The following is a 6,000-nucleotide window of genomic DNA, read 5'->3' as shown; positions in this document are numbered from 1 at the left end:
GGCCATCATGGGCATCGAGAACAAGGTGTACATGGACCGCGGCTGGGAGCACGACGAGCACTGGCTCGGCTACGAGCGGATCACCGACATCGCCGACCTCCCGGTCCTCTTCGGCCTGCCCCGCCCTACTGCCTAGGGCGATCTGGACCGTCCGGATCGTGCAGATGCTGGTCTTCGTGGTCGGCACGCGGGACTTCGGTCCGCAGTCGCAGGTCGCCAACGCGGCCAGTGAACTGCTCATCGAGGTGCTGGGCGAGAACGGACGGCCCGCCCGCACCGCGATCGGTATCGCAGGGCTGCCCCTCAACACCCCTGTCGAGATCGAGGTGATCCGGCACTGCGGTGCAGCGGCGAACCGATCATGAGCAGTGCGCCGTGAACTGGTTCCAACAGGCGCTCGACGCCCTCGGTCGAGCGAATCGGCACCCCAGCGCCGATCGTGAATGGGCTCCCGGAACATCCCGGTCAACGTCGCCGCCCGGGGGCTCACCGCGACCCCGGTCCTCGAAGCCTCCTTCCAGCGCAGGTCCGGCCCCGAGGCCACCCGCCGCCGGCGTGCGGGGCAGATCCCGCTCCAACGCGTCGCCACCAAAACCCATCGGATCGTCCTGACCTGGTTCATCGCCCAGGACGGCACGCAGTTCTCGCCAGGGAATTTCCCCGCCTTCAGCCGGCTGTACGGCGATCCTCCCTGTACGGCGCACCCGCCGTCGACGGCGTGACGGTCAAGGCATCGGTGGACGGCCCGCTGGACGGGCGCGGAAGAGAAACTCCCGACCCGGCCTCCGTGCCCAGAGAACTCACCCGGGAAGAAATCGAAAAGGTCACCGATAGCGTCGCCGAATTCTTTCCCGGCCTCACCCCCGCCATCGTGCGCTCCGACGCCTTCCCCGACCTTTTCACCGAGGACAGGCATCCCCTCCTCGGCTGGCTGGACGAGAACAGCAGGGTCTACTGTGCCACCGGATTCTCCGGAAAGGGCTTCAAAATGGCCACCGGCTATGGCCACATCGCCGCACACGAGGCGCTCGGCAAACAGACCATCGAAGGCCTGGACTTCGTGCGTCCGGACCGGTTCAAGAGCAGGTAGCCCACCCACTTCCGCCGCCGCGGGACTCATCTCTTGATGTCCCGCAAACGACCGTCTGTCATCCGCTGACCAGTCCACCCGTGAAGAGACGCCGCTTCAACGCGGCTGCTGCACCGGACCGGGGTCGCGTTGAAGGAGATGACGGACGACCGGACGCGGCAGTCGGTCAATCATGCCCGGTCGAGCAGGGCCGTCAGAGAGTCGTACTCCGAGATGACGGCGCAGCGGTGGCCGGTCGACCTGGCGAGCACGGGTAGACGATCGTCCAGTCCGCAGTGTCCTCCTCGACCTCGGCACGGCCCTCGGCGATGGCGCCGAGGATGCGGTAGTCGCATCCGTAGAGTCCGCCCTCCAGGTCGTGCCATCCTCTTCCCGGCAAGATCACCTCACCGACGGGCGGCCAAGCACACATGGCCGGTCAGTTGATTCCACTCGGTCAGCGCATCGCCGGACTCGGACCGCGACCAGTCTTGCAGGCGCTCGCCGGGGTTTGCCAGCCGAGCGTGCTCTTGGGAAAGTACTGCCGCAGCGATCCGTGGGTGTTCTCGTTCGAGCCGCGCTGCCAGTGGCTGGCCGGAGCACAGAAGTACCCGGGGATGCCGGTAGCGATCGTGAACTCGCGGTGGCAGCCCATCTCGCTGGGAAACAGAACAAGTGGGGCGTGCCACGGACTGCCGTTCAAAATCTGTATCCAATACCCAGGATCATGCCGTCATTCGCCGGATGTCCTCGGTGATGCCCTCCAGCGGCGCCGTGTTGTCGATGGAGGCGAACCAGTCCCACAGCTCCAGAGCGTGGTAGAGGCGGTAGAGGGCGACCCGCTCGCTCCAGTCGGCGGGCAGGGTGCCGTAGCCGTCGCAGAGCGCTTCACGCTTGTCCTGGTCGTCCTGGACGGAGTAGTAGTCGGTCTTGGCCACGTCCATCAGTGGATCCGCGGCGATCGCGTTCTCCACGTCAATGAAGCCGCTGACCTGCCATCCGCCGCCGTCCTCAGCGACCAGGACGTTGCCCTCGTGGAAGTCGTTGTGACACAGCACGGCATGGCGGCACGCGCCGAGCAGCTCGGTCTGCCGAGCGACCTTGGCTTCGATGGCCGTCGCGAGTGCCGCATCGCCCCCGTGATCGGCGTACTCCCTGAGCTTCATGCGGAACTGCCGTGTCATGTAAGCGGTGTTCGTCGGTTCGGGGTCCAGAACCTGAGTGGTGAGGTATCCGTAGGCGCCCTGGGGGATCTGGTGGATCGCAGCCATACAGCCCCCGAGCCGGCGGTAGATCTTCCGCAGCGATGCCCTGTCGAGGGCGTGGCTGACGGCGGACAATGGCTGCCCCTTGAGCATCGTCATCACCGTGTAGCAGCGGCCAAGCGCGTTGTCGGCGTCCCCATGGTGCATTACGGCAGGCACCGGCCCGACACGGTGCTGCTGAAGCAGGTGGTAGACGTGGATCTCCTTCTCCTGTTTCCACCGCCATCGATCGTCATAGATCTTGATGACGACCGGCTCGGCCGCCCCGACGAACCGGATCTCGAAGATCGTGCTCAGCTCCCCGCCGGCGCGCGGAACGGTCTCGCTGACGGACGCGGTGGGAAGGATGGGACGCAGGAGTTCCTGGGCCATCGCCGACGGCAGCGCTGTCGTAGCGGACACGCCGAAACCGTAGATGAGCCAGGGCGGACGTCGCGAGCGAAATATGGACGGTGCGGGGAGCGTCGGCGGGGGCTTCGGGCATGCCTCCTCGGCGGCAGGTTTTCAGTCGCCGACCACCTCGCTCACGGCGGCCCGGGTGGCGGCCTCGTCGCCGAGGTTCTTTCCGGTGGCGAACGCGGCGTGCAGGGCGAGGTTGTTGACCGCCTGTGTGGCTATTGATCCGAAACTCAGTCGGTTCCATTCGAGGACGCAGCAGACCTGCGGGTCTCGGCGGCGAGTCAGGTCTGTCCGCGGGCCCGACTGTGCATCAGCAGGCTGCGCCTGAGGTCGGCGTTGACTGGTTCGTCGGGCGCGCCCCAGGCGCGGTCGGTGGACCTGGTCGGAGCAGATCCCGGACTGGTCGGCGAAGGGCTCTTGGCTGCCCACGACATTCGCCATCGCAGGTTCGCCGACGACGACGAGAACCTGGTACGTGGGCTGTACCCACGACACAGGCGCCACACAAAACGTCGACAGTGCACAGCAGTTGCTCCATGATGTGGCTACTCGACGTTGCCGCAGCGATCGATGGGGGATCGGCATGACGGGTGCGCTGGTGTACGTGCTGGTCCTGACCGTCGCATGCGTCGGCCTCTGCGCCGCCGCCGCCCACGCCTTCCGCCGTCGTGGTGAGTGTCTGCGGCTGCAGGCGTCAGGTGTGGAGACGACAGGGCGGTGCACCTCGCTGTCATGGCGCCAGGACGACGTCTCGGTGCGCTTCTCCTACCCTCTCGCGGACGGCACGAAGTACGAGGCGGACTCCTTCCATGTGTCGCGGACATCCTTCTCGCCCGGCAGCACGTTCCCCATCGTGTACGACCCCGCGTCCCCGGCCGTCGCAGAGGTGGCGGACCTCCTGAGCGAGGCCATCCGCTTCCACCGCCTCGTTCTTGCAGCCATCACTCCCGTGCTGCTCCTGCTCGCCACCCTGGATGTGTGGCTCGCCCTCGCTGTTCTCCGCTGACCCCGGCCGCGTCGTAGGAGTGATCCTGCGGTGTCTCGCTCTTGCCGAAGCCCATGTGGTCGGGAACGACCACGCGATGGTGACGCGACAGCGGCTCGATCAGGTGGCGCCACTCGTAACCCCACGTGGGCTCACCATGCACCATGACCAACCTCTGATCGGGCCGTTCGGGACCCTCGTCGACGTAATGCTGGCGGAAGCCGGCCGCCTCGTTGAAGCGGGCGAGATACGGCCACGTGCCGTCGAACGTCTCGTCAGCAGCAATCACGGGATCTCGTGCGCGACAAGGTTCCGGCCGTGGCCGGAGTCGTCGGCCGGCCCCGGCGCAGGCCGGACAGCCGTTGCGCCTGGTAATGGCAGTCCTATCGTCGCGGAGGGCACTGGTTCTCCTGTCGTCACGGGCCGAGAGTGGACCTATGACAACAACATTCATCACTGTGAGGGCACCACGAATGGGAGCTCTGCGATGAGCGATGGCATGGTCTCCAGCGGTTGGGACGTCCTGGACGCCTCCCACCAAGCACTGCGCACGGCGGTCCGCGGCGTCCCAGCCGACGGTTGGCACCGGCCGACGCCCTGCGCGGGCTGGACCGTCGCCCAGGTCTTCCAGCACGCCGTCGGCGACCAGATCGGCTACGCCGCCGCGCTCACCGGTGAACCCGGCCCCGACTTCAACCCGTTCGCCCCGTCGGGTGAGATGGAGGGGGTGGACCCGGCGGTGTTCCTGGAGGACGCCCTGGCACGCGTGGCGAAGGCGTGGGCGGGGGTCGACCGGGACGCCGCCGAGGTGCCCACGCCGGTGCCGCCGCACAAGATGTCCCCGTGGTCCGGCTCGGCGGCGTGCGGACTGGACGCAGCGGTCCACGCCTGGGACATCGCCATGGCGACGGGCCGGCCGTCGCCGCTCACACCCGCGCTGGCCCGCCCCCTCCTCAAGGCCGCCAGGGAGACCGTCGAGCCACTGCGCCCCCGCGGCGCGTACGTCGCCGCCCTGGTCCCCGAGCAGGGCGACGACGACGTGGCGGTCCTCCTGCGTTACCTCGGCCGCGACCCCCGCTGGAGCGCCTCGTAGGAGCCGCCCGGTCGATCACGTTGCCGCGACGGTGACTGTGGCGGAGGGACCTGATGAGTGCAGCAGAGGTGCCTGCACTCGCCAGAGCGCGAGACCACCGCAGGCGCCTCGCCGGTATCAGGCCAGCCACCGCCAATCAACCGCGTCGGTCGCGTCGGCGCACGTCCATGACGAGAGCCGTGAGCGGTCGTTTTCACTGACGGACCTGACCGGACCTGACCTCTGATTGCTGGACGAGATCCGGCAGGCCCGATCGTTACGGCGTGGAGAACAGACCGGGCCCCGGAGGCGAGGAGCCCTCGGCGCGGACGCCGTTGGTGACCCGCAGGAACTCCAGCTTTTCCGCATCGGCGGAACCCGCGGCCACCGTGTAGACGACGAGTCGGATGTCGCAGCCTGGGACGGTGAGCACGTCGCAGTCGCAGATCACCTCACCCACCTGGGGGTGTACCACGGTCTTGCGGGCCGAGACGTGCGGGCCGACCGTGCCCTCGTCCCACAGACGGGCGAACTCCGCGCTGGTCGAACGCAGTTCCTCGACGAGGTCGGTCAGGCAGCGGTCGCGGGGGTAGTCGATGAGAGCTGTGCGCAGGTCGGCGACGAGGGCAAGTTCCAGGGCGTCGTCGTCCCGGAGCACGGGCCAGGACGCGAGCCGGCTGGGCCCTGTGGCGAAGACCGCTCGTGCCAGGTTGCGTTCGTCGTGTGTCCGTGCGCTGGGGTCGCCCATCAGGACTGACCATGCGGGCGTCCAGGACAGCAAGGTCCAGTCGGCGCTGAACACGCCCACGGGGAACTCCCCTAGGCGGGCCAGCATCCGTTGGACCCCGGCCGGAACATGCGTGGAGACCGTTCCCTCCTGGGGAGGCAGGAGGCCGGCCAGCCGGTAGGCGTGATCGCGCTCCATGGGCTGCAGTTGCAGTGCCCTGGTCAGGCTCGCGACGACCTGCGCCGATGGGCTTTTGGCACGGCCCTGTTCCAGGCGGACCACGTAGTCGACCGACAGCCCGGCGAGCTCTGCCAGTTCCTCGCGGCGCAGCCCCACCGCGCGTCGTCCGGGCCGTGAGGTCAGTCCGACGTCGGCTGGAGAAAGGCGGTCGCGCCAGCGGTGCAGTGCCGTGCCCAGGGTCTCGTCCACTCTGCCATTGTGTCTGCCGGGCCGTCGTCGTGCCTGGTACTGGCTGTCCTACCG

Annotated in this window: 9 protein-coding genes and 1 pseudogene; 5 read left to right on the top strand and 5 right to left on the bottom strand. The window is 67.9% G+C overall.

Annotated elements, in window-relative coordinates:
• Positions 1-158: 158 nt before the first annotated feature.
• The 3 genes from IG99_RS38200 to IG99_RS38195 all read left to right on the top strand — a co-directional run bounded on the left by IG99_RS38200 (position 159) and on the right by IG99_RS38195 (position 1,090).
• Positions 159-365 (top strand): RidA family protein, encoded by a 207-nt coding sequence (locus tag IG99_RS38200; RefSeq protein WP_267882599.1) that lies wholly within the window; start codon positions 159-161, stop codon positions 363-365.
• 78 nt (positions 366-443) lie between these two features.
• Positions 444-722: a hypothetical protein gene (locus IG99_RS50925; RefSeq protein ID WP_234312101.1), complete on the top strand. Its 279-nt coding sequence runs from the start codon at positions 444-446 to the stop codon at positions 720-722.
• The gene (locus IG99_RS38195) at positions 614-1,090 is read left to right on the top strand and encodes an FAD-dependent oxidoreductase (RefSeq protein ID WP_234312100.1); all 477 of its coding nucleotides are present in this window, start codon (positions 614-616) and stop codon (positions 1,088-1,090) included. The genes IG99_RS50925 and IG99_RS38195 overlap by 109 nt, the downstream gene beginning before the upstream one ends.
• Before the next feature lie 436 nt (positions 1,091-1,526).
• Here the strand turns inward: IG99_RS38195 and IG99_RS52215 are convergent.
• The 3 genes and pseudogenes from IG99_RS52215 to IG99_RS49835 form a co-directional block, all read right to left on the bottom strand.
• Positions 1,527-1,727, bottom strand: a pseudogene (locus IG99_RS52215) (hypothetical protein); the annotation flags it as partial.
• Between the two features lie 67 nt (positions 1,728-1,794).
• A complete protein-coding gene (locus tag IG99_RS38190) occupies positions 1,795-2,736 on the bottom strand; it encodes a phosphotransferase family protein (RefSeq protein WP_199815696.1) in 942 nt (313 codons plus the stop codon).
• A 102-nt stretch (positions 2,737-2,838) separates the two neighbouring features.
• Positions 2,839-3,162 carry a hypothetical protein gene (locus IG99_RS49835; protein ID WP_199815695.1) on the bottom strand — a complete coding sequence of 108 codons (324 nt, stop codon included), beginning with the start codon at positions 3,160-3,162 and terminating at the stop codon, positions 2,839-2,841.
• Between the two features lie 154 nt (positions 3,163-3,316).
• Between IG99_RS49835 and IG99_RS38185 the strand changes: the two genes are divergently transcribed.
• On the top strand, positions 3,317-3,739 hold the full coding sequence (locus tag IG99_RS38185; protein ID WP_037682510.1) for a DUF3592 domain-containing protein: 423 nt from the start codon (positions 3,317-3,319) through the stop codon (positions 3,737-3,739).
• On the opposite strand, the gene IG99_RS52210 is transcribed toward IG99_RS38185, so the two are convergent.
• Positions 3,675-3,884 carry an alpha/beta fold hydrolase gene (locus tag IG99_RS52210; protein WP_394298072.1) on the bottom strand — a complete coding sequence of 70 codons (210 nt, stop codon included), beginning with the start codon at positions 3,882-3,884 and terminating at the stop codon, positions 3,675-3,677. The two genes, IG99_RS38185 and IG99_RS52210, sit on opposite strands and share 65 nt — an antisense overlap.
• A 321-nt stretch (positions 3,885-4,205) precedes the next feature.
• On the opposite strand from IG99_RS52210, the gene IG99_RS38180 reads away from it, so the two are divergent.
• A complete protein-coding gene (locus tag IG99_RS38180; RefSeq protein WP_037682509.1) occupies positions 4,206-4,811 on the top strand; it encodes a TIGR03086 family metal-binding protein in 606 nt (201 codons plus the stop codon).
• A 256-nt stretch (positions 4,812-5,067) separates the two neighbouring features.
• On the opposite strand, the gene IG99_RS38175 is transcribed toward IG99_RS38180, so the two are convergent.
• Positions 5,068-5,946 (bottom strand): helix-turn-helix transcriptional regulator, encoded by an 879-nt coding sequence (locus tag IG99_RS38175; protein WP_037682508.1) that lies wholly within the window; start codon positions 5,944-5,946, stop codon positions 5,068-5,070.
• Positions 5,947-6,000: the final 54 nt, after the last annotated feature.

It is taken from the genome of Streptomyces griseus subsp. griseus, assembly GCF_000720255.1.
Taxonomy (GTDB): Bacteria; Actinomycetota; Actinomycetes; order Streptomycetales; family Streptomycetaceae; genus Streptomyces; species Streptomyces griseus_I.
The sequence above is the reverse complement of the archived record's forward strand: the minus strand, read 5'-3'. Positions and strand labels throughout refer to the sequence as shown.

Excerpts from the sequence above, each read along its gene's own strand:
- IG99_RS50925 (WP_234312101.1), top strand. The coding sequence starts at position 444 with ATGGGCTCCCGGAACATCCCGGTCAACGTCGCCGCCCGGGGGCTCACC.
- IG99_RS38185 (WP_037682510.1), top strand. The coding sequence starts at position 3,317 with ATGACGGGTGCGCTGGTGTACGTGCTGGTCCTGACCGTCGCATGCGTC.
- IG99_RS52210 (WP_394298072.1), bottom strand. The coding sequence starts at position 3,884 with ATGGTGCATGGTGAGCCCACGTGGGGTTACGAGTGGCGCCACCTGATC.
- IG99_RS38180 (WP_037682509.1), top strand. The coding sequence starts at position 4,206 with ATGAGCGATGGCATGGTCTCCAGCGGTTGGGACGTCCTGGACGCCTCC.